This is a genomic window from Ulvibacter antarcticus (assembly GCF_003688405.1).
Taxonomy (GTDB): Bacteria; Bacteroidota; Bacteroidia; order Flavobacteriales; family Flavobacteriaceae; genus Ulvibacter; species Ulvibacter antarcticus.
Window position 1 is genome coordinate 24,606 of record NZ_REFC01000013.1, and the last position, 24,840, is coordinate 49,445.

Here is a 24,840-nt window from a genome sequence, read left to right on the forward strand (position 1 = left end):
AGAATTATGTACTCAACTTTTAATTTACGTGTAAAAGCTCAGAATTTATAAATTATTAAGTCAGTTTTACCCAACAATCCAACAATCCAACAATCCAACAATCCAAGAATCTATTTCCTTTTCGGATGTCTGCCTTCTTTTTTTAAAACTTCGTTAAGCATCCACTCGATTTGGCCATTGGTGCTGCGAAACTCGTCCGAAGCCCATTTTTCTATGGCTTTCATCATATCTTCATTAACCCGAAGTGCGAATGCTTTCTTTTTCGTCATAAATATTATTTCTTTATAAACGTGCTAATATTCTCGATGAGCTCGGGCATCACCGGAATCTTATACTCGTTGTACGATTTACTATTTTCAATATCATTGCCGTTTATCTCTTTCATAATATGATTCATTTGTGGAAAGATCTTATAATCGGCATCAGGTGCTGCATTATGTAGAATCTCAGCTTCACTAAGCTGTACTTGCAGATCTTTTTCACCGTTGATAATTAGAATCGGCGTATTTAATTTTCTGATTTCCACAGATGGATCGTATGCCATCCAGCTTCGTATAAACGGCTGAATGTCCTTTCTGAAAATTGACGCAAGGCCTGGGCTGTAATTTATTGCAACTCCATTTACTCTAAGGTCATCGAACGCAAGACGAGCGTTTTCTTCTAGTCCGGGAGCTTGATTGGCAAGTTGATCTACGATAACGTCATCAATCTGTTGTCCTGCACCTGCGATTGAAACAAATCCGTCTGCACGGTTTTGAGCTGCGACCATGCCAACTAAAGAACCCTGACCATGTCCGATGACATAAATTTTTGAGAATTCACCGCTTCGTTTAAAATAGTCAATAACTTTGACGGCGTCTTCTATAAAGTCATCAAAACGAATGTCTTTTTCTGAAATAGTACGATCCTTCATCTGCTTTACAATTCGCTTATCGTAACGAAAGCTTGCGATACCATTATTGTAAAGCCCTTCTGCCAAATATCGCAGGGAATTGTTTTCCATCATTTGCTGATTTCCGTTTCTGTCTGTTGGTCCGGAATCTGCGATAATTATTGCTAGTAGAGGTTTTTCAGGAGTATCCGGTAATAATAAGGTGCCGTCGATTAAGGAAGATACACTTAAATTTTTTGAGTTAAAATTCGAATTTTGAGCAGAGATAATTCCGAAGCAAAATAAAAAAAGAATAATGAGTTTAGTTTTCATGAGTGTTCTATTTTGTGACTGTAGGTTTTGAGCACCTTTTCGACCGTATCTTTTTGTTGGGTTCCAATAAGGAGCTTCTTACCGTCCTTTAACACAATTTGAATGCCAATATTGCCTTTTACATTCATCGCCCTGGGATTTTGACTAAATAACTTCGACCGATATCCCCAGCCACCGTATTCGGTAATCGGACTATACTTCCGAACATAGCACTGAGAAATATCACGCCATGGTATAAGTTTGAGATTGAGTTGAAAAGGCCAAAATCCGTATTGAATACCCTGTTCATCAATTCTTGTTTCTAGTTTCAAATAAAATAATACTAGCATAATTATTAAAACTCCTATTAAACTGAAACCAAGAGAGGAGATCATTGCCGTCATGTTGTCTTTGAAAGTAGGGAAGGTGTTCACCAATCCAACAATTATAACAACCAATACAACTAGCATAAGAGCGCGGAACCACCATTGATCGAAACCTTGAGTTTCAGAAAAGGATTTCATAATACTAAGTGTTTAATGTTCCTGCATTTACAATTGGCGTAGCATCTTTATCACTACAAAGGATAACCATTAAGTTGCTAACCATAGCCGCTTTCTTATCCTCATCCAGATCTACAATCTGTTTTCTACTTAATTCATGTAAGGCCATTTCTACCATACTGACAGCTCCTTCTACAATTTTATGACGAGCAGCGACAATTGCGGTGGCTTGCTGTCTTTTCAACATAGCGCTAGCGATTTCATTAGAATATGCTAAATACCCAATTCTCGATTCCAAAACTTCAATACCTGCGATAGCGAGGCGCTCTTCCAATTCTTTTTCGAGTGCTTCATTAACTTCGGTCATGCTCGATCTCAAGGTAATTTCTTCGTCCAAACCTTCGTCGGCAAAATTATCATAAGGATATTTACTCGCCAATTGTCTTACAGCTGCATCGGTCTGAATTCGCACAAAGTTTTCATAATTATCGACATCAAAGGCTGCCTTATGTGTGTCTCGAACTCGCCAAACCAAAATGGTGCTAATGATTATAGGGTTTCCTAATTTATCATTCACTTTTAAGCGTTCACTATCAAAGTTTCGTGCTCTCAATGAGATCTTCTTTTTTACGTACAATGGATTTACCCAAAAAAGACCATTGTTTCTTATGGTTCCAATGTACTTTCCGAATAATAACAATACTCTGGATCCATTAGGGTTAACCAGCACAAAACCCGGAATAAGCATGAAGGAAATAAAGAATAAGCCAACAAACCAAGGGTTTTTAGTAAGAAATAGGCCGGCAATACTCGTTGCGACCAATAAAAAGAATACAAAGAGCATTAAGTAGCCATTTGCCGGATGAAGTGTTTTTTCGTTAGTCATAGTGTTTGATTTATAATGATATCAAAATGATATTAAACAAATATAGCTTATTTATTTCCAATTTTCCTAATAAATTTCTCGATTACTCTATATCAAGATTGTTATCTTTGTGAAAATTGATCTCTTATGAAGAATTATATCAGCCTTTTATTCTTAATTGTATTTTCAGCACAAACCCTTACTGCTACTAATGATTGGGGGAAAACAGGACATAGAGTGACGGGTGAAATTGCTCAGAATTACCTGTCAAAAAAAGCACAAAAAAAGATCAGTAAATTATTAAATGGGGCCTCGCTTGCCTTTGTTTCAAATTATGGAGATGACATTAAAAGTGATGATGCCTATCGAAGTTATAGTCCATGGCATTATGTGAACTTTCCATTCGACTCCACATACGAAGCACATCCTAAAAGTGAAAAAGGAGATCTAATAGCTGGTATAAATACCTGTATTGAAGTTTTAAAAAACGAGACATCTTCAAATCAAGAGAAGGTTTTCCATTTAAAAATGCTGGTTCATTTTATTGGTGATCTACATCAGCCACTGCATATAGGTTTGGCAGAAGACAAAGGTGGTAATGATTTTCAGGTGCGATGGTTTAACGACGGTACAAATCTACATACCGTTTGGGACACAAAAATGATTGAAGATTTTAGTATGTCTTATACCGAATTGGCGAAAAACACGGATGTTCTTACAAAAAATGAACTGGAAAATATCCAATCGGGGAAGGTAATAGATTGGATGAATGAAAGTAGAGCTCTCTGCAAAGAGATTTATGCTTCGACGGAAATAGGTGATAAACTAAGCTACCGCTACATCTATGATCACATGAATACCGTACGATCTCAACTACAAAAAGGAGGTATTCGCCTTGCCGTCCTTCTCAACAATATTTTCGGATAGTACTCTTAATCGAATGGAAATCAAGCTTATTTAAGTTCTTTAAGAGTTTTATTCGGTCAATTTTAAGTCAATTGTCTATTCTAGCGGGTACTTGAACGAAAACCCTTTTTTTCTTCCTAAATTTTAGTATTCTGTTAAGTAAAAGCTGACTAAAGACCGTACTTTTGCCGCCTATTTAAAATCGCTTAAAAAATGCGTAAGGTGTTAAAAATGAATACGATAAAATCTAATTTAAGAAGTATTTCGGGAATTATTATTGGCGTTCACGGCTTGTTGCGGATTGTATTTTATTCTAGTTATATCGAATTTGTTCTAAATAACTTTTCAAATTTTATTTTTTCAGAAACAATTTTAGTGATAGGCGCAGCTCTTTTTCCATTTATTGAGTTCTTTACCGGTTTTCTGCTTTTCTTCAATGTAATAACAAAAAAGGCAATAATTTCAGGGATACTTATATCGGTTATAATGAGTGCTTTTATTATTGTGGGACATCTTTATTTGCGACTGATCTATCACGGGATCGTACTGGGGCTCTTAATAGCTGTCTATCTTAAAACGAAGTCTGAAAAGGAAACCGAATCATTTATTTAATACTTCTAAAGGTGAGGTTTATTCGAGGTTTTATAACTTTTTTAGACTTCGGAAGTTGATGTTGCCAGGTATGCTGAGTGGCTCCTTTCATTAACAACAAACTACCATTTTCCAAAATGAGCTTGTGTTTAACACTTTTGTCTTTTTTATTTCTAAAATGAAATATTCTATCGGCTCCCAGGCTCACAGAAGCAATCACAGGGTTTCTTCCTAATTCCTTTTCATCATCACTATGCCATCCATTACTGTCGTTGCCATCGCGATACAAATTGAGGAGTACGGTGGTGAAATTTTCTTCGGAAACAGTTTGTATTTTTCTCTGAATCTCTTTCAAAATATCAGTGTATGGCTTCGGAAACATGGTAATGCCCGAATAGGAGTAAGGTTTAGAATTTGTGGCGTATAATGAGGTTAATCGAGGCTGCGGATAGGTTTTTCCGAAGAGTGTAATATCATCTTGTTGCCAATTGGTCTGATGCGTAAGGGTTTCAAAGTAAGTAGTGGCCTCTTCCGAAGTAAAAAAAGAAGGACAATATACCACATCTGCATCAACTAAGGGTAGTTTGATGAAATTTCCATTTTTTTCCGAAGAAAATAAATCCATGTTATACGTACAAATATGCCCAGTACATTAATGCAAATTGCAGTGGAAGCCTGAGTATAAGCAACCATTTTGGCATTTTCATAGCCGCTTTTTCATTCTGAAGCATGTAAATATGCACCGGAATAAATATAATTAACATGGCGATAATTCCCCAACCAGCAGCCGATTGAGTATCAGGATTCATGATCATAAAACCAAGAATCATTTCGGCAAGACCGCTCAACATCACCATCGTTCCTTTTGCAGGAATGTAGGGAGGCATAATGCGTTCGTATATTTTAGGAACTCTAAAATGATTCGCTCCTGCGAGCACGAAGACGAGTCCGAATATGTATTGGTGCCATGGTAAATTCATATGATTAGTTTTGTTTAGGGGCCTCTACTTTTTTTGAATCTGAAGGAACCTTAAAATCTGCTTCGTCCATAAACATGAAGTTAGTTAAGCTTGCGTCTCCAATGCTGTCACCATAAAGTTCTTTTTCTTCACTCCAATTGTAAAATTCCCAGGAATCAGCAATCGCAACACCATCTAGAACTTTATAATTTGTGTAAACTATTGCGTGTGGTGCGGCCTCAGCTTTTTCTAATGTTTTACCATAGGTTACAATATAAGCGGCATAGCTAAGTAAGTTGGTGTCGGTATCGGCATACGTCATATACCAGTCATCTGCGGTGTCGCCCACATCATTTTTAAAAGAAAGTTTGGCTCTGGCAAACGCTTTACTGTTAATTGTTTTTTCCTCAAAACCATTCCATTGAGTTCCAGAGTCTGTTAATTTAAATGGCATTGCAGTGAAGTATGTCCACGTAAAAATATCGAAACGAGCTGAAGGATTTTCGGTATTGGTTGGAGTAAGGTAAACTTCATTTCCGTCGTAAATTATACTACTCCCATCTTTAAAATCCATTCTTAACTTTGATGAGTTGGTTAGCATCGTCACTTTGACATCCAATCTTTGTTTCCCATTAAAATTTAATAATAAGTCGTAAGAGATCGCTTTTTTTGAAGTATAAGCGTCTTTGTTATGTGATTCTTCCAGACGTTGCGCAAAAGAATCGGAAAGTGATGTTGCACCATCACCAATTCCTCCATCGGCTTCAACAGGCGTTAAATGTTGGTCTTTCTTATTTTCTTTACAAGCTGAAATGGCTACCAAGAGAACCATAATAAAGATAATTTTCTTCATCAATTGAGCATTATTTTTTAGCAATATGTAAGAGGTCAAAAGTAAATCTTTTAAATGAAAAACCCCTTCAATTCTGAGATTTCAGAAGAAGGGGTTTTAAGGGTTTTAAAGATTAATGTTTATTCTTTAAGCAATCGTAAATTCGCAACGGCATTGTCCGTAATAATTTGGACATTGTAAGTTGCGCTTGCCAGATTTGAAATATCTATGGATTTTTCAACTCCCATATTTCTAAGATCTATTGTGTCAATCTTTCTTCCACGCATATCATAGATGATGGCTTGATTAAGTTCGATCCCTTGAGGATTCGATAAGTAAACCACATCATTTGCAGGATTCGGATAAATTGAAACAGTATTAAGACTTAGTGCAACTTCATTCACTCCAAGAATACTTTCAATTGTTAATTGAAAGTCGCAAGTGCTAGTATTTCCATACTCATCTTCAGCTGTAAATGTTACAGTATAGATTCCGTCAGGCAATAATGTTCCTGCTGCAGGATCTTGTGTAAGAATAGTTACAGGATCTGTACAATTATCGATAGCAGTCGCTTCTCCGGTTGCAAAATAATCTGGTACTTCGTAGAATAAGTTTCCTACTCCAGGATCTTGTGATTGGTCTGCAGGACATGTTAATTCAGGAGCTAAAAGATCAATCACGGTTACTGTTGCAAAACAAGTTGCTAAGTTACCATTGTTATCTTGACTGAATACCTGAACAGTTACAGGAGTTCCAATATCACTACAATCGAAATTGGTGATATCTACCGCTGTGGTTAAAATTCCACAAGCATCATCGTTATTGGCGATCACATCAGCTGGCGTTATAGTAGCAGTACCATCAGCATTTAATTCTAAAGTGATGTCCATACATACTAAAACCGGTGAAGTATTGTCTTCAACAGTTACAACTGCATTACAAGTCGCTACGTTTCCATTAACATCCGTTACCGTTAAGATAACATCGTTAGTTCCTACGTTGCTACAATCGAATGTACTCATATCCAGTTCGTAACTTGCGATTCCACAAGCATCTGTTGAACCACCATCGACATCGGTACCAGTAATTGTTACCGTTCCTGAGGCATCTAGTTCCACAGTTATGTCTTGACAAACTACAACTGGTGCCGTTACTTCTTCAACTGTTACAACTGCGATACATGTTGCAGTATTTCCGTTTACATCTGTTACTGAAAGTGTAACGTCATTAGGACCTACATTGCTACAATCGAAAGTGTCAATATCGATACTGATCGAATCAATTCCGCAGTTATCGGTAGAACCACCATCTACATCTGCAGCAACAATCATTGCATTTCCATTAGCGTCAAGCTGAATAGTAATGTCCTGACAAACTGTTACAGGTGCTTCATTGTCTGTCACTGTAATTGTAAAGTCACAAATTGTCATGTTTCCATTTACATCGGTTGCTGTATATTCTACAACGCTAACACCTACAGGGAATAAACTTCCTGAAGGAAGACCTGCAGTTTGTATAACACTTGCCACACCACAATTATCTAACGCGATTGCATCCGGGAAGAAAACAACAGCACCACAGATCGTAGGATCTGTATTTGCTGCAAGATCTGCTGGACATGCAATGATTGGAGCTTCGTTGTCTTCAACAGTTATAACTGTTGTACAAGTAGCAGATTGACCATTTCCGTCATCCACTGTCCATACTACTATAGTATCTCCAGTTGGTAGAATTTCACCATCAATGGTTGCAGTTCCGTTTAAATCATTTGTTATGCTTCCATCAGCGCAATTATCTGTGAAAGTTGCATCGAATTCAGTTCCAACCACCGTGTATTCACATATACCCGGATCTGTATCTCGTGTATCATTAGCAATACAAGAAATAATAGGATCTTCGTTGTCTTCTACAGTGATTACAGTTGTACATGAAGCCATTTGACCGTTACCATCATCTACCGTCCAAACAACAGTTGTTACTCCTTTTGGAAGTACTTCACCATCGATTGTTGCGGTTCCATTTAAGTCATTAGTAATTGATCCGTCCGTACAGTTATCTGTGAAGGTTGCATCAAATTCAGTTCCAACTACAGTGTATTCACATACTCCAGGATTTGTATCACGAGTGTCATTTGCTGCACAAGTAATTACTGGATCTATGTTGTCTTCAACATTAACGATAACATCAATTATTCTTTCATTTCCTACAACATCGCTAGCTGTTAATTGAATCGTATTACTTCCAATATTTGAACAGTCGAAATCAGTTATACTTAATGTCTGCGTTACTGTGCTACAATTATCTACAGCCGTTAGTCCAAAATCTGCAGCTGTTATTGTCACGTTTCCTGATGCGTCAAGTTGCACTGTGATTGTGGTACTTCCAACGATGGAAGAAGGTGAAAGATCTCCTCTTACCCAAACACGATGAATTGTGCTAAAATTATTCAGACTAAAATCATCAACTTCCCAACGATTTCCTAAACCTCTAATTCCCCAGTGAGCCTGTCCAGCTCTCCAAAATGGAAAATTGGTCAAGGCAAAATCTCCTTCATTTGAAAAGAAGTCTGGAGCATTTTGTGGAATGGAAGAATTATGACTAGTTCCCAATGTATAGTTTGCAGGATTATTTATTCCGGCAAAACTTCCATTTCCTGTTTTTACATAGTTTGAAACTGCGGAATAGTCTGTAGTGAAATCAATTATATTATTTGGATCTCTTGAGGTTTGTGCATAGAAACGTACTTCTTCAAAATCGATATCGGCAGCCAATGCATTTCCAAAGTGTCCCCAAGAAGGTGAAGCCGCTTCACTGGTCCCTATTGTGGATGCACCTAATAGAGGAAGATCTGTATTTCTTACCTGAAGGTTTGAGTTATCTCCTGCTTGATGCACATAATTTAAGATCATTAACCATCCTCCGCCATCGGTATCGTTGTCCAATACTCCCTGGAAAGTACTTCCGTTAAAACTAAAGTAATAAGTCCCGGTCGCAACACTTCCAACTATTTCTGGCTGAATGGAAGTAAAAGGATTAGATAAAGTTCCATCTCCGTAAATGTCTGCAAAAACAGGAGCTTCCGTATCATTTATGGTCACGTCAAAACTACAAGTAGCTGTATTTCCTGAGGCATCTGTCACAACAAAAGTATTGGTTGTAGTTCCTACTGGGAACGTGCTTCCACTTGGTAAGCCTGCAGTTTGTACTGGACCTACTGGAAGTTGCAGTACATATTGTTTTGAAACGAAATTAGGATAGTCATTCCACCTTCCGTTATTTAGATCTATCTCCGTGTAATCTTCATTTCCTGAATTATTCGGTTCTCCCGGAGTCCAATTGGTATAACTAACAGGAGATCCATCCTGCCATTCAAATGATCCTTCCAAAGCAACATCGTTAAGCCCTAACATTGGGCTTATTCCAGAAGTTATTGCAGCAATCGCAGCACGTATAAATTCATTTTGTGCAGCATTGGCAATTGATGCTACAAAACCTCCTTTTGCAATAGCATCAGCGAAGGCATTTGGAGGTGTAAAAGGAGTGTCGGAAAGATAATAGTCATTTCCATTGTCTTGTCCTAAATATGTAAATCCGGCTGGTGTGGGATTCATTAAAGTACAATTATCTGTGGCAGTAACGCTATACGTCACAACGGCTCCACATTCACCAAGATCATTTTCTTGAGTTATATCACCAGGACATGAAATCACAGGATCTTCGTTGTCTTCTACAGTTATTGTGTCGGAAGCACTATTCGTACAGCTATTTCCATCCGTAAAAGTATATGTTAACGTATGTGTTCCATTGCCAGAAGCTCCTGAATCAAAAGTAAATGTCGTACCATTTCCATCATCAGTAACTCCAGCACCACTATAAACTCCTCCGACAGGTGATCCACCTCCAAGATTTGTTGTAGTCGAATTAGGACAAAAAGGACTCGCTGGTGCAGTGAAGGTTACGGTAGGTAATGCATTGACAGTTACACTCACATTTGAACTATTTGGACAAGTTCCAACAGTTGTATAAGTCACTGTATATGTTCCCGGTGTACTTGCTGAAACATCAACTGTTCCATTTGCTGCATTCATTGATAATCCCGCAGTTGAAGAGAATGTTCCGCCTGCTAATCCTGTAATTGTCGGAGTAGGGTCGGTGTCATCAGCGCAATAAGCTGCCGCGTCGTAATTAAATGAAGCGTCATCTAAAGCATTTACTGTTACACTCACATTTGAGCTATTTGGACAAGTTCCAGCGGTTGTATAAGTCACTGTATATGTTCCCGGTGTACTTGCAGAAACATCCACTGTTCCATTTGCAGCATTAATTGATAGTCCCGCAGTAGAAGAAAACGTTCCTCCAGCTAATCCTGTAATTGTCGGAGTAGGGTCGGTATCATAAGCGCAATAAGCTGCCGCGTCATAATTAAATGAAGCATCATCCAAGGCGTTTACTGTCACACTCACATTTGAGCTATTTGGACAAGTTCCAGCGGTTGTATAAGTAACTGTATACGTTCCCGGTGTACTTGCAGAAACATCCACTGTTCCATTTGCAGCATTGATTGATAATCCCGCAGTAGAAGAAAACGTTCCTCCAGCTAATCCTGTAATTGTCGGAGTAGGGTCGGTATCATCAACGCAATAAGCTGCCGCGTCATAATTAAATGAAGCGTCATCTAAAGCATTTACTGTTACACTCACATTTGAGCTATTTGGACAAGTTCCAGCGGTCGTGTAAGTCACTGTATATGTTCCTGGTGTACTCGCTGAAACATCAACTGTTCCATTTGCAGCATTAAGCGATAATCCGGCAGTTGAAGAAAACGTTCCTCCGGCTAATCCTGTAATTGTAGGAGTAGGGTCGGTATCATCAGCACAATAAGCTGCCGCAGCATAATTAAATGAAGCGTCATCTAAAGCATTTACTGTCACACTCACATTTGAGCTATTTGGACAAGTTCCAGCGGTCGTGTAAGTCACTGTATATGTTCCCGGTGTACTTGCTGAAACATCAACAGTTCCATTTGCAGCATTAATTGATAATCCCGCAGTTGAAGAGAATGTTCCGCCTGCTAATCCTGTAATTGTAGGAGTAGGGTCGGTATCATCAGCACAATAAGCTGCCGCAGCATAATTAAATGAAGCGTCATCTAAAGCGTTTACTGTCACACTCACATTTGAGCTATTTGGACAAGCTCCAGCGGTCGTGTAAGTAACTGTATATGTTCCTGGTGTACTTGCTGAAACATCCACTGTTCCATTTGCAGCATTAAGTGATAATCCCGCAGTTGAAGAGAATGTTCCACCAGCTAATCCTGTGATTGTTGGAGTAGGGTCGGTGTCATCAGCACAATAAGCTGCCGCATCGTAATTAAATGAAGCATCGTCTATTGCAGTTGTGTTAACAGTAACAGATCCACATGAACCTGGAGTTACACAGCCACCTTCACCTCTTACAAAATAAGTTGTAGACGCACCTGCAGGTGTTACTACAAAAGTTGATGTAGTCGTCGTTCCAACCAATGTTCCTCCGCAAGAACCTGTGTAAACAGACCATGCTGTGGCATCATTAAGTGTTCCTGAAATGTTTAATGTCGATGTACTTCCCGTACATACAGTTGAAGGAGTCGCTGTAATTGTTGGAACCGTAGGGCTTGTACAAGAACTGGTAACATTAATGGTTAAATTCCAATTAGTTCCTGTTGAAAAACCGGTACTAATAATATTATTGTAGGTTCCAGGCATTGTGAAGGATGGGTCTGAATTGATAGTTCCACCTGGAAAAGCGACACCAGCTCCAAATCCTCCAAAGGAATAGCTTCCGGTACCACCTCCACCAGTGGCAGAAAACACTATGCTTGTTATAGTTTGTCCTACGCCCAAAGTAGTCGAAAACGCATCTTGGCTGTCACTCGGAGTAGATACATTTCCACTATAAGTATTTGCACCGTTAGTCAAACTATAATTAGGTATAGGGCCGGGTGAAAGATTTGGAAAATCCGGCGGTTCGTTTTGTGCTGTTAGTAATAGTGACGTCATAAAAAATGACATCAACATCATTAGTAAAGTACTTTTTTTCATAATTAGGAATTTGATGTGTAAATAGATAGGGGTTAATTGATTATTAGGTATTAATTGTGTGCAAATTATTAAGCACGTATTAAATCTGAATTAGAGATCATGAATACGTATTATATAAAAAGTCGTTAAAGTGTAGTATTTTTAGGTGAATAGATCATTTTGGGGGCTTTGACCACAAATCTATGTTAAAATTTATTAATTTACCTACGTACTTATACGTATTTTATTACAAATCGATGTTTTTCAGCGTATTTATATGTTTATTAACGATATTAATAAGGGAATTCCTACAATATTGATCTCTATAAACAAAAAAACACCCTACATATTTCCGATTTCTCGAAATATATAGGGTGTCTAAAAATTTTATAGCTTGAAGAAGCTATTTCTCAATTCACTATTTTATCATCTCATAGCTACGCTTTATAAACGCAGTTAATTCTTCTCCCTTTAAAAGGTTTTTACTCAAGCGAGCAAGATCCAGTGCTTGACTAACCAACCGCTCTTTCTTCTTTTGAGTTTTGGTATTTAAAATCTCACCTACCAATTCGTGATTCGTATTTACAATTAGATTGTACATTTCCGGCATTTGTCCCATTCCGAACATACCACCGCCACCACCAGACTGCTGCATTTCCTTCATACGTCGCATGAATTCTGGCTCAGTAATGATAAACGGACTTGCATTGCTGTCCATTGCTTCCAACTGAACCGCGAACTTTTCCGAAGGTATTACTTCAGTCAAGAATGTTTTTAGCGTTTCTTTTTCTTCATCGGAAAGTTTTGAAATAGCAGTATCCTCTTTTTTAATAAGGTTATCGATATGATCTCCATCCACTCTCGCGAAAGAAACATTTTCTTCAGTTGATTCTAATTTCTGAATCAAATGCGACACAATTGGAGAGTCTAATAACAACACTTCATATCCTTTTTCTTTGGCAGATTCAATATACGAATGCTGCTCTTCCTTATTTGAAGCGTATAATATCACCAATTTATCATCCTTATCGGTCTGTGTGACTTTTATCTTTTCCTTCAATTCAGAAAAAGTGTAGAATTTTCCATCTACCGTAGGATACAATACGAAATCCTGTGCTTTTTCAAAGAATTTTTCTTCGGAAAGCATACCATATTCTATTACAATCTTTATATCGTTCCACTTCGATTCGAAGTCCTCACGGTTGCTATTAAACAAACTTTTCAATTTGTCTGCAACTTTACGCGTTATATAACTTGCGATTTTCTTTACAGCACCATCTGCCTGTAAATAACTTCTTGAAACATTTAATGGGATATCCGGCGAATCAATCACTCCTCTTAACATTGTTAAGAATTCGGGAACTATACCTTCCACGTTATCTGTTACAAACACCTGATTTTGATACAATTGTATCTTATCCTTTTGCATGTTCATATCATTGGTCATCTTCGGGAAATAAAGAATTCCTGTAAGATTAAACGGGTAATCTACATTCAAGTGGATATTAAATAAAGGTTCATCAAATTGCATTGGATACAACTCTCTGTAAAAGCTCTTGTAATCTTTATCTTCTAACTCTGTAGGTTGTTTTGTCCACGCCGGATTTGGATTGTTGATGATATTATCAACTTCCTTTGTAGGTGCTTTATCTTCTTCTTTAGCTCCTTCAGGTTTTGGTAATGTTTCTGTGATGGTTCCAAATTTAATTGGAATAGGCATAAACTTATTATACTTCACCAACAGTTCAGTGATTTTGCTCTTCTCCAAAAACTCGGTAGAATCTTCTGCGATATGCAAAATAATCTCTGTTCCTCTTTTGGTTTTCTTAGCTTTTGTGATCTTGTATTCAGGTGAACCGTCACACTCCCAGTGTACTGCCGGCTCATCTTTATAGCTCTTGGTGATGATCTCTACTTTTTCCGCCACCATAAAGGCAGAGTAAAAACCGAGACCGAAGTGTCCAATAATCCCGGCATCTTCACCTTTTTTGTCTTTGTATTTTTCAAGAAACTCTTCAGCTCCCGAAAATGCAATTTCATTAATATATTTTTCAACTTCATCTTGAGTCATCCCGATTCCCTGATCGATGATACGAAGCTGCTTTTTTTCCTTATCGATTTTCACCTCGATCATCGGATTACCGTACTCGACTTTCGCTTCTCCAATACTAGTTAAATGCTTTAGTTTTAAAGTTGCATCTGTTGCATTAGAAATTAATTCACGTAAAAAGATTTCGTGATCGCTGTATAAAAACTTTTTAATCAGCGGAAATATATTCTCTACCGCTACATTAATAGTGCCCTTGCTCATTATATTATTGTTTTGATTAATTTATTATTCTGAAGAGCTAATAGTCAAATAGAATACCATTTCAGTTATGGCTGACACCTTGTCACTAATTATAATAGTATGTGTGGTGATTTCCGAAGAAAATAGACGTTATAGAAAAAGCAGTATAAACTTTAACAAAATTTTGTTTAAAGGTTGCAGAAAGGGTTTAAACAATTTTCGTAATTTTATACCGAGATAATAAATAATAAAACTTGCTATGAAAAAGGTAAAATTATTCTATTATCTTATTGGTTAAGGTTGTTTAAAAGGGTGCATAAACTGCACCCTTTTTCCATTTAAAAACTTAAGAAGCTTGTTAGTTTTTTAATTCTGTAGTAGGCATAATGCTGTTCTCTTCCCTGTTCTTAACGTATGTATCTAACCATGTATCCTGTTCCCAAAGTAAGTGAAGGATACTCTCTTTAGCGCGATACCCGTGACTTTCTTTTGGAAGCATAACGAGTCTGGCAGGAGCTCCAAGACCTTTTAAAGCATTAAAATAACGCTCACTTTGCAGCGGATATGTCCCCGAATTGTTATCTGCTTCCCCATGAACTAGCAATAAAGGGGTTTTCATTTTATCGGCATGCATAAACGGTGACATAGTATAATAAGTTTCCGGCGAATCCCAATAACTACGTTCCTCACTTTGAAATCCGAAAGGTGTAAGGGTTCTGTTATAGGCGCCTGATCTAGCTATACCCGCGGCAAACAGATTACTATGACTCAATAAATTTGCGACCATAAATGCACCATAAGAATGACCGCCAACGCCTACACGATTACGATCTATGTATCCTAATTTATCAACGGCATCGATAGCGGCTTTGGCATTTCCCACCAATTGTTCTCTAAACGTATCGTTAGGTTGTTCGTCACCTTCACCAACGATTGGAAAAGCAGCGTCATCCAGAACCACATATCCCTGAGTCACCCAGTAGATAGGCGAACCATAATAAGGATAGATAAATTCATTGGGATTTGTGGTGTTTTGTGACGCACTGTTTTTATCCTTGAATTCTCGTGGGTATGCCCATAATATCAAAGGTTTTTTCTCTTTCTTATCCATATCATAGCCCACCGGTAAATATAGTGTGCCTTGCAGTTCCAGTCCGTCGTCACGCTTATATGAAATTACTTCTTTGTGAACATTAGCGAGGCTTTTATAAGGATTGTCGAATGACGTGACTGGAGTAAGGTCATTTTCTTTGTAGATATTTCTGAAAAAATAATTAGGGTATTCATTTTGCGATTCGATTCGCACTAGAATTTTACCTTTTTTCATGTCAATAGCGGTTCGAAGGTCTTCCAGTTTATCGGTAAATTTCGATTCGTAAATACGCTTTGTTTTATGAGTTTTAAGATTAAATTCATCTACAAAAGGAAACTGTCCTTTTTCAGAAAAACCATCTCCCATGGCGAATAATTTTCCATCTATAATTTCGAGGACCGATCGGTTAAATTTATTTTTCTTCTTTACGAAGCTTCCAGGATGACTATAACGATCCTGATAATTACGATCATGAATAATTTTGGGTGTTTCCGAAGCATTAGAAGGATTAAAAAGGTAGGTTTTGGTATTTCTGTCGTTCCACCAATAATCATAAGCCGTGGCTATATTATCATTACCCCAGCTAATAACTGAAAATCGATTTTTCGTTTTCAAAAGCATTGAAGGTTTACCATTAAACGGCGCGTTTAGTTGATATACAGCATCCCGGAATTCAACTTCTATTTCCGGATCTCCTCCATCGAGCGCCTCGGCCCAATAGAGAGTCGCAGGAGTATCGCTGCGCCAAGCCATATCGCGTTTCCCTTTTCGGGTTGCCATAAAACCTTTGGGTTGTACTTCATTTAGTGGTACGTCGTTTACAGTTGCCACAGCTTTTCCACTTGTATTGTAAACCACACTTGTGAAAGGAAACCTGTAATAAGGCACCAGATATGAAAACGGTCTTTTTAAATGACTGATCATTATATATGCCCCATCTGGCGAAAAATCTATATCGTCGTACATAGCAACCGGAAGAAAATCACTGATCTCACCCTTAAGGTTTACTTTTTTGATTTCTGAAAAGGCTAGTTGCTCAAAATTTAATTCGTCGTTAGGATTTTTCAGTAAATCCTGATAGGTTCTGTTTTGTGCCTTCTCTCCATCACTTACTGAAACAGTTGGGCCTTCAGGAACTGCTTCGGAAGTGTTGATTAATTCTTTTCTGTTCTTCGGAAGCATTTTTACAAGCAAGGCCGAATTATCACCAAACCAGCTAATCGGATTTCTCATATTAGCGTTTATAGTTCCTTCTGTTAATCGTTTGGCCGAAGCATTTTCAATATCCAGAATCCAAACTTCCGTTCCAGTAGCTGTAGTATTTAAAAATGCGATATACTTTTCATTAGGAGAGTAATTAAAATAGGAAAACCTTGCGTTTTCAGGCAATCCCGACACGGCTGAAGCATCTTTGATAAGGGCTTTTTTTACTTTAATATCATTGTAGAAATTGGTCCGACTCCCAATATTAGTTTTTGGGTTGATTCTCAAGCCTGCAAGTCTCATCTCAGTTTCGGATAATTCGGAAATAGACTTATAGGCATCACGATAAAGAAGGACGACATTTTCACCTTTATTGTCAATTAGTACAGATGGAGCTAATGGTGCATCGACCAGTTCAAGGATTTCGGCCGGGGGCTTTTGATATGTAAGTTTTTCTTGCGCTAATAAAGGAAGACAAACTAATAGAAACGAAATGAGTAAGCAAAGGTTTTTCATTGATCGAAATTTTCGAAAAAGATAGGCATTAAATAGGTATCTTACAATCTAATAACTATGCTCGCATAATATATAATTCTAAAAAGTTTCTCCCAATAAAGGGTAATACTTATCTTGCACTACCGATTTAACAAAGCACTTAATGTATACATCAAAAATCACCGGATTGGGCAGCTATGTGCCCGAAAATATAGTTACGAACGACGATCTGTCTAAATTAATGGATACGAACGATGCCTGGATACAGGAGCGCACAGGTATTGAGGAGCGCCATCACATTAAGAAAGGTGATGGTAATTCGACTTCAGTAATGGGTGTAAAAGCTTCAAAGATTGCCTTAGAAAGGGCCGGATTAAAACCCAAGGACATAGATATGATCGTATTTGCGACCTTAAGTCCGAATATGTATTTCCCAGGCGGTGGAGTAGAGGTGCAGGAAATGATGGGGATGCGAACGATTCCGGCATTGGATGTAAGGAATCAATGTAGTGGGTTTGTATATGCGATATCGGTTGCCGATCAGTTTATCAAGACTGGAATGTATAAAAACATATTGGTTATTGGAAGTGAGAATCACAGTGGCGGTCTTGATTTTTCAGATCGCAGCAGAAGTATATCCGTTATTTTCGGAGACGGAGCCGGTGCTGCAGTTTTATCTCGAAACGAAAGTGGGAAAGGTGGAATATTGTCTACACATCTTCACAGTGAAGGGAAACATAAAAATGAATTATCACTTCAAGGACCAAGTACTGAGTATTGGGTCCCTGAAATTATAGAAAAGAATCCTCAGGAAAATATTCCTTATTACCCGTATATGAATGGACAATTTGTGTTTAAACATGCCATTGTTCGGTTTTCAGAAGTAATAAACGAAGGGCTTAAAGCAAACAATTTGAAGGTAGAAGATATCGATATGTTGATTCCGCATCAAGCCAATTTGAGAATCTCTCAGTTTATACAAAAGAAAATGAAATTGCCGGATTCGAAAGTTTTTAATAACATTCAGAAGTATGGGAATACCACAGCTGCTTCAATCCCAATTGCATTAACAGAAGCATGGGAAGCCGGAAAAATTAAGGAAGACGATTTGGTTGTACTTGCGGCTTTCGGAAGTGGATTCACTTGGGGAAGCACGATTATTCGATGGTAGCTTCAGAAAAAACGAGAAAAGATATATTCAAAATTTGACAAAAAAATACCTTCCGAAGAAAACTTCAGAAGGTATGCAAATACCTAGAGTCAACAATTTTTTAAAGGCTAATTCAAATAAATTATAAACGTATAGGATACTAAATAGACTACGATTAATTTAAAATGTTACATTAATTTTCAAAATTATTCTTGAAATAACCGATTTTAACACATAAAATTGTGTTCCAAACAGTATCAAAAAAAAACAAACCCGAGATTAAAACCTCGGGTTTGCAACTTTACTGCTATTATTAACACTAACCATCAACGTAAAAATTTTCACAGTAAAGCAGAAATATTTCTATACTATAGACGTGACAAAACTTAATATGTTACATCCAAAAGTTAGATTTAACTTAGTTTTATGAATTTCGGCTGAACGGCGGAATAAAACATTTATACATTAAAATACTATGAAAAAAACACTTGTAATTGGAGCCAGTTTAAACCCGGGACGATACTCGAACTTGGCAATTGTAAATTTAGTTAACAATAAACAGGATGTAGTGGCTATTGGCTTAAAGAAAGGCATTGTGGCTGGAGTAGAAATAGAAACGGAAAATGTTCATTTTACAGATATAGATACAGTGACTTTGTATTTAAACCCTTCCCGTCAACAAGCTTTTTATGATTATATCATTTCTCTGAAACCCAAGCGTGTGATTTTTAATCCGGGTACCGAAAACCCTGAATTATTCACGCTACTCACAAAAAATAATATTGCATTCGAAAGCGCTTGTACCCTTGTTTTACTTAGTACGAATCAGTACTAGTCCGAGATATGTAAGGAATCCATTAAGAATCAAAATAAAGAATTGAAAATCGAACGCGAAATATTTCAAACAAAGAAAACTAATACTATAGCCTATAAATGGTGTCGCAATAGCGATATAGGGTACTAATTTATCTTTTACTTTCCATTTGGAAAACAACCCAAAAGCATAAAGCCCGAGCAAGGGACCATAGGTATAACCAGCAAAAGTAAACAGCTTAGCTATTACAGATGCATCTCCTATTATATAATTAAAAGATATAATGACCACGATTAACACTATTGACATAATAATGTGAATCTGCTTACGAACACGTTTTTGCTTTTGTTCATCGTATTTCTTTTCAATATCAAGAATATCTATACTAAATGAGGTTGTCAATGCAGTTAGAGCGCTATCTGCACTTGAGTAGGCTGCAGCAATCAACCCTAATAGGAAGAATATAGCAATTCCGGTGCCCATATTAGATTGTACCGCTATCGTTGAAAATAGTTGGTCTTTATGTGCATCGATTCCATTTTGCTCGGCATAAACAGTAAGTAATACTCCAAGTCCTAAGAAGATAAAATTCACTATTGTTAGTACAATGGTAAACCAAAACATATTTTTTTGTGCGTCTTTTAGATTGCGACACGTAAGATTTTTTTGCATCATATCCTGATCGAGTCCTGTCATTACTATCGCAATAAAAGCTCCGCTAATAAATTGTTTTACAAAATGATCTCCCGATTTCCAATCTTCGAAATAGAATATTTGAGACATATCACTCTCTGCAATAAAATTGAAGATTTGGTTCCCGGAGAGTCCAAGACCTGAAGCTACATAATAAACTGCAACACCAACCGCAATTAGCATAAACAGGGTTTGAAGAGTATCTGTCCAAACAATGGTTTTAATACCGCTTTTAAACGTGTATAACCAGATTAGTAGGATAGTGATGGTGACGGTGACCCAAAATGGTATTCCCATCGCATTGAACACTAATTCCTGAAGCACAATTGCTACAAGATATAATCTAAAACTCGCGCCTACGATTCTCGATAGTAAGAAAAAAGAGGCTCCTGTTTTATAAGAAGCAGTTCCAAAACGACCTTCAAGATATGAATAAATGGAAGTAAGGTTTAATCGATAATATAAAGGGAGTAACACAGTTCCTATCACAGCATAACCAACAGTGTAGCCTAATACCACTTGAAAATAGCTAAAATTTGAAGCTTCTACCCATCCCGGAACGGAAATAAAAGTGACACCACTTAGGGAGGCGCCTATCATTCCAAATGCAACCAAATACCAAGGTGATTGTTTTCCCGCCTTAAAGAAATCGTAATTACTTCCGCCTTTGTTTGTTAAGTAAGAGATAAAGAGTAAAATTCCGAAATAACCGGCAATTAATAACACAATATGTAATGGCTGCATAAATTTGTAGACTTAATGACAAGATTTCGATAAAAATACAAAGTTTATAAAAGCGAACACCTTATTTTTTTATTACTTTTGGATGCATTTGAAAATTAACTAATTACAAAAAAATTATGCGTTACTATTTATTATTATTTGTTGCAATTCTTGGGGGAATGGCAACAGTACAATCTCAAGAGTATTTAGGAATGATCGAACAAGGAACCTATTCGGTTCAGGAAATAGTCGATAATGCCGAGATTTATTTTGAAAACAAAGATAAAGGAAGAGGATCAGGTTATAAACAATTTAAACGTTGGGAATACAATGCCAAAAGATTGCAGAACGAAGATGGTTATCTTAGAAGTGTTTCTGAAGACCTTGCAGAATTAGAGCGATATAACGCTTATTTAAATAATACCGCCCATAATAGGGTTACGCTTACTGATAATTGGCAGGAACTCGGACCTCAAAATTGGAATGCAACGAGTAGTTGGAATCCAGGTGTTGGTAGAATAACCGGGATTGCAGTAGATAAAACCAATAGTGATCATATTATTGTTGGGGCAAATACAGGAGGGGTATGGAAGACTACTGATGCCGGACAGACCTGGACGCCACTCAACGATTATTTTACAAATTTGAAAGTATATTCGGTTGCCATTGACCCATCCAATTCAGACACTTATTATTTTGGTTCTACAGATGGTTTTTTGTTTCGTTCTACTGATGCCGGAGCAACTTGGACTCAAATTGCGGATCTAGGTTCTGCCGATGTAAATAAGATATTAATTCACCCTACCGATAGCGATATAATTTTTGCCTCAGGAGGTGGTGTATGGAGAACTGTGGATGGTGGAGCTAATTGGACACAACCTTTGTTTGGCGGTTACGATATAGAATTTAAGCCAGGAGATCCTTCTACAGTGTATGCGACAGGAAATAATTTCTTTAAATCTACCGATGGTGGTGCTAATTTCTCTGCCGGTTCTGGTTTTGGTACTGGTCCAAAAATGATGGGTGTTTCTCCAGCTGATCCAACTGTGGTTTATGTATTAGAAGCAAGTAGTGGTTCTTTTGGAGGTTTTTATAAATCTACAAATAGTGGTGATAGTTTTACAGAGTTAGACCATACGGGTAGAAATTACTTCGGTTATGATACTGCAGGTTTTTCATCTGGAGGACAAGCGCCACGCGATATGGATGTCGCAGTGAACCCTACAAACATTGACGAAGTTCACATTGCTGGTGTTTTAACCTGGAGATCATTAGATGGTGGTGTATCATTTACATGTACTGCAGATTGGATTCCGGGAAATGCTGCTTCAGCTGGAATTGGATACTGTCATGCCGATGTTGATATTTTAGAATTCGATGGTACCACTTTATTTGCAGGAACAGATGGAGGAATATTTAAGGCAGAAAACACCTTAACATTGGATGAGAATTATTATGAAGATATAACAACAGGAATGGGAATTCGCCAGTTTTATAAAATTGGGGTGTCTCAAACACCTAGTGTAGTGATCACAGGTGGTTCGCAGGATAACGGTTCATCATTTTACAATGAAACCAGTGGATGGAGAGATTGGATAGGAGCAGATGGTATGGAAGGAATGGTCGATAAAGATGCAGCGACTACCATGTACGGGATGATTCAGTTTGGAGGTTTATACAGATCTATGAATGGTGGGATTAGTGTTACTGGTCTTTCGGGACCGGGAGGTTCTGGAGATTGGGTTTCTCCTATGGAGCAAGATCCTTCAGTAACCAATACAATTTATGTGGGATATGATGCCGTACACAAATCGACCGATAGAGGAAATACATGGGCACAGATTTCGCAAATTTTTACAGGTGATCTTTCAAATTTGAAGATTGCTCCAAATAACAATCAGATCATGTATGCATCTCGAAGCGCCTTCATTTATAAAACAGAAGATGGCGGTGCAACGAACTGGACTCAGCTCGCAACTCCTGGTGGACTTATTAATTCGATAGCGATACATCCTACAAACCCAAATAAGATAGCGGTAGCGACTTCAGGAACTTTTAAAGTATACGTATCTAACGATGGTGGTGCTACTTGGGATAGTTATTTGCATAATTTACCTGCATTTAGTGCTCTTTCCGTAATATGGGATGATAACGGAGCTGATGCTTTATATCTCGGAATGGATTATGGTATCTATTATATCGACAATACATTCTCTGAATGGCAACCTTATAATAACAATATTCCTAATGTAATTATTAATGAGTTTGATATCAATCATACAACTGGAATGATCTATGCCGGGACTTACGGAAGAGGTCTTTGGGTTTCACCAGTTGGAAGACCAGGCCTGGGAATTTCAGATTTATTTTCTGAAAATGATTTAAAACTATATCCTAATCCTGCAGGAGATCAAATTTCAATTTCGCTTCCAAGAACAGTTGAAGCAGATATTCGTGTATTCTCGGTTTTGGGAAAATTAATGATTTATGAGGCGAATCAGACTGTATCAAATAATTATACACTTTCGCTTTCGTCATTAGCTTCCGGAATGTATTTTATTAGAATTAATTCTGAAAATGGAACGGTAACAAAACAGTTTATTAAAGAATAAAATATCATTTTACTCTTTGTACAATGCTTCAGAAAGGCTTACTTTTCTGAAGCATTTTTTTTATCTTGCGAGCTACAAGTATACTATGGAATTCTCTTCAAAATTATTGGAAAATGCAGTAAACGAAATGTCGCAATTACCCGGCATTGGGAAACGTACAGCTTTGAGATTGGTTTTGCATCTACTCAAACAGCCAAAAGAGCAAACCCATAGTCTATCTCGTCATCTGTTGCAGATGAGGGATAACATCAATTTTTGTGAAAATTGCCACAATATTAGTGATACTAAACGCTGTGAGATATGTGCTAACCCAAACCGTTTGGAACGCATAGTTTGTGTGGTAGAGGACATAAGAGATGTAATGGCAATAGAGAATACGAGTCAATACAGAGGACATTATCACGTATTGGGAGGAAAAATTTCACCAATGGATGGTATTGGCCCCGGCGAATTAACGATCAATTCCCTGGTGGAAAAAGTAAAATCCGGAGCTATAGACGAAATTATTTTTGCATTAAGCTCAACAATGGAGGGAGACACTACGAATTTTTATATTTTTAAACAGCTAGAAGGCTTGAATGTGATAACTACAACAATTGCCAGAGGGATTTCTGTGGGTGATGAATTGGAGTATGCAGATGAAGTAACTTTAGGCCGTAGTATACTAAACCGAATTCCGTTCGAAAATTCCTTAAAAAACTCCTGATTTGAAATTAACGGTTGTTATTCTAAATTACAATGTACGTTACTTTCTGGAACAGTGCATACAAAGTGTGCAATCTGCAATTAAAAATATTGACGCAGAAATTATTGTCATTGACAACGATTCTAAGGACGATAGTTGTGAGATGATGAAATCTAAATTTCCTCAAATACAATTAATCGAAAATAGAGAGAATGTTGGTTTTAGCAAGGCAAATAATCAGGCTGTAAAAGTAGCTAAAGGAGAGTATGTGTGTATTTTAAATCCGGATACTGCCGTTGCCGAGGATGCCTTTTTAAATAGTTTGAAATATGCCGAATCACTCGAAAAAATGGGTGCTTTAGGAGTTTATTTAATGGACGGGACTGGAAATTATCTTCCGGAAAGTAAACGGAATATACCTACACCAGCTATTTCTCTTCTGAAGTTATTAGGACGCGTGAAGTCTTACTACGCGAACCATCTCGGAGATAAAGAGAAGGGAGAGGTAGAAGTACTGGTTGGAGCATATATGCTTCTGAAACGATCCGTGTATAACGAAGTATCTGGATTTGATGAGGATTACTTTATGTATGGTGAGGATATAGATCTTTCCTATAAAATATTAAATGCAGGTTATAAAAACCATTACCTCGGAAGCCTAAATGTTTTACATTATAAAGGAGAAAGTACTCAAAAAAATGCGAAGTATTACGAACGCTTTTATGGGGCAATGCAGATTTTCTACAAAAAGCATTTCAAACCAAATCCTATTCTGAATTTTGCAGTAAACGCAGGAGTTTTTATTATGAAAAAGCTTCGGCATACTTCAGAAGGGAAAAATCAAGCCATGATATCTACAGAGCAGGCTTATGTTTTTACCGAGAATTTCTCTCTCTTTAAAAAGATTTCAGAAAAAATAGAAATTCCTGTAAAAAATGTTTCAAAATCAATGCTTGAAGATCAAATTATAAAAAACGCTATGCTAATTTTTGATGTGGATTATATGCCTTATTCCCAGATATTTTCAGTTATGGATCAACTCAAGAATAAAAACAACCAGTTTCGGATACGTCCTAAAAATTGTAATTTTATACTGGGCAGCGACACAAGTGATGAAAAAGGGCATGTGATGGTTTTTTAACAAAAATGAAACATAATCGGGCATTTTTTGACTAATTTTGCAC

18 protein-coding genes are annotated in these 24,840 nt (G+C 37.3%); 7 read left to right on the top strand and 11 right to left on the bottom strand.

Annotated features, from left to right (window positions below):
- Window positions 1–110: 110 nt before the first annotated feature.
- Genes BXY75_RS09005 through BXY75_RS09020 form a run of 4 tightly spaced genes read right to left on the bottom strand, consistent with a single transcriptional unit; the run spans window position 111 to window position 2,572 of the window.
- A complete protein-coding gene (locus BXY75_RS09005; protein ID WP_121907421.1) occupies window positions 111–269 on the bottom strand; it encodes an Arc family DNA-binding protein in 159 nt (52 codons plus the stop codon).
- Window positions 270–274: 5 nt separating this feature from the next.
- On the bottom strand, window positions 275–1,204 hold the full coding sequence (locus BXY75_RS09010; protein ID WP_121907422.1) for an alpha/beta hydrolase family protein: 930 nt from the start codon (window positions 1,202–1,204) through the stop codon (window positions 275–277).
- Window positions 1,201–1,707, bottom strand: coding sequence for a hypothetical protein (locus BXY75_RS17280; protein ID WP_245962951.1), 507 nt, complete (start codon window positions 1,705–1,707; stop codon window positions 1,201–1,203). The genes BXY75_RS09010 and BXY75_RS17280 overlap by 4 nt, the downstream gene beginning before the upstream one ends.
- A 4-nt stretch (window positions 1,708–1,711) precedes the next feature.
- The gene (locus BXY75_RS09020; RefSeq protein ID WP_121907423.1) at window positions 1,712–2,572 is read right to left on the bottom strand and encodes an SPFH domain-containing protein; all 861 of its coding nucleotides are present in this window, start codon (window positions 2,570–2,572) and stop codon (window positions 1,712–1,714) included.
- 126 nt (window positions 2,573–2,698) lie between these two features.
- Between BXY75_RS09020 and BXY75_RS09025 the strand changes: the two genes are divergently transcribed.
- The gene (locus tag BXY75_RS09025) at window positions 2,699–3,478 is read left to right on the top strand and encodes a S1/P1 nuclease (protein ID WP_121907424.1); all 780 of its coding nucleotides are present in this window, start codon (window positions 2,699–2,701) and stop codon (window positions 3,476–3,478) included.
- A 210-nt stretch (window positions 3,479–3,688) separates the two neighbouring features.
- On the top strand, window positions 3,689–4,069 hold the full coding sequence (locus tag BXY75_RS09030; protein ID WP_147437259.1) for a hypothetical protein: 381 nt from the start codon (window positions 3,689–3,691) through the stop codon (window positions 4,067–4,069).
- On the opposite strand, the gene BXY75_RS09035 is transcribed toward BXY75_RS09030, so the two are convergent.
- The 6 genes from BXY75_RS09035 to BXY75_RS09060 form a co-directional block, all read right to left on the bottom strand.
- Window positions 4,062–4,673: an alpha-ketoglutarate-dependent dioxygenase AlkB family protein gene (locus tag BXY75_RS09035; RefSeq protein ID WP_121907426.1), complete on the bottom strand. Its 612-nt coding sequence runs from the start codon at window positions 4,671–4,673 to the stop codon at window positions 4,062–4,064. The genes BXY75_RS09030 and BXY75_RS09035 overlap by 8 nt on opposite strands.
- A gap of 1 nt (window position 4,674) precedes the next feature.
- Window positions 4,675–5,028, bottom strand: a complete 354-nt coding sequence (locus BXY75_RS09040) for a DoxX family protein (protein WP_121907427.1) — start codon at window positions 5,026–5,028, stop codon at window positions 4,675–4,677.
- 4 nt (window positions 5,029–5,032) lie between these two features.
- Complete coding sequence (locus BXY75_RS09045) at window positions 5,033–5,860, bottom strand: DUF6503 family protein (RefSeq protein ID WP_121907428.1); 828 nt, start codon at window positions 5,858–5,860, stop codon at window positions 5,033–5,035.
- Window positions 5,861–5,979: 119 nt separating this feature from the next.
- The gene (locus BXY75_RS09050) at window positions 5,980–11,919 is read right to left on the bottom strand and encodes an HYR domain-containing protein (RefSeq protein ID WP_121907429.1); all 5,940 of its coding nucleotides are present in this window, start codon (window positions 11,917–11,919) and stop codon (window positions 5,980–5,982) included.
- Window positions 11,920–12,316: 397 nt separating this feature from the next.
- Window positions 12,317–14,209, bottom strand: a complete 1,893-nt coding sequence (htpG, locus tag BXY75_RS09055; RefSeq protein WP_121907430.1) for a molecular chaperone HtpG — start codon at window positions 14,207–14,209, stop codon at window positions 12,317–12,319.
- 337 nt (window positions 14,210–14,546) lie between these two features.
- A complete protein-coding gene (locus BXY75_RS09060; protein ID WP_121907431.1) occupies window positions 14,547–17,000 on the bottom strand; it encodes an alpha/beta hydrolase family protein in 2,454 nt (817 codons plus the stop codon).
- Between the two features lie 142 nt (window positions 17,001–17,142).
- Between BXY75_RS09060 and BXY75_RS09065 the strand changes: the two genes are divergently transcribed.
- Both BXY75_RS09065 and BXY75_RS09070 read left to right on the top strand, forming a co-directional pair.
- Entirely contained in the window at window positions 17,143–18,150 is a 1,008-nt protein-coding gene (locus BXY75_RS09065; RefSeq protein ID WP_121907432.1) for a 3-oxoacyl-ACP synthase III family protein, read from the top strand.
- A gap of 454 nt (window positions 18,151–18,604) precedes the next feature.
- Entirely contained in the window at window positions 18,605–18,964 is a 360-nt protein-coding gene (locus BXY75_RS09070; RefSeq protein ID WP_121907433.1) for a CoA-binding protein, read from the top strand.
- Here BXY75_RS09070 and BXY75_RS09075 read toward each other — a convergent pair.
- Window positions 18,941–20,380 carry a sodium:solute symporter gene (locus BXY75_RS09075; protein WP_121907434.1) on the bottom strand — a complete coding sequence of 480 codons (1,440 nt, stop codon included), beginning with the start codon at window positions 20,378–20,380 and terminating at the stop codon, window positions 18,941–18,943. The two genes, BXY75_RS09070 and BXY75_RS09075, sit on opposite strands and share 24 nt — an antisense overlap.
- A 116-nt stretch (window positions 20,381–20,496) precedes the next feature.
- On the opposite strand from BXY75_RS09075, the gene BXY75_RS09080 reads away from it, so the two are divergent.
- The 3 genes from BXY75_RS09080 to BXY75_RS09090 all read left to right on the top strand — a co-directional run bounded on the left by BXY75_RS09080 (window position 20,497) and on the right by BXY75_RS09090 (window position 24,797).
- Window positions 20,497–22,971 carry a T9SS type A sorting domain-containing protein gene (locus BXY75_RS09080; protein WP_121907435.1) on the top strand — a complete coding sequence of 825 codons (2,475 nt, stop codon included), beginning with the start codon at window positions 20,497–20,499 and terminating at the stop codon, window positions 22,969–22,971.
- 85 nt (window positions 22,972–23,056) lie between these two features.
- Window positions 23,057–23,677 (top strand): recombination mediator RecR, encoded by a 621-nt coding sequence (gene recR / locus BXY75_RS09085; RefSeq protein ID WP_121907436.1) that lies wholly within the window; start codon window positions 23,057–23,059, stop codon window positions 23,675–23,677.
- Window position 23,678: 1 nt separating this feature from the next.
- Window positions 23,679–24,797 carry a glycosyltransferase family 2 protein gene (locus BXY75_RS09090; protein WP_121907437.1) on the top strand — a complete coding sequence of 373 codons (1,119 nt, stop codon included), beginning with the start codon at window positions 23,679–23,681 and terminating at the stop codon, window positions 24,795–24,797.
- Window positions 24,798–24,840: the final 43 nt, after the last annotated feature.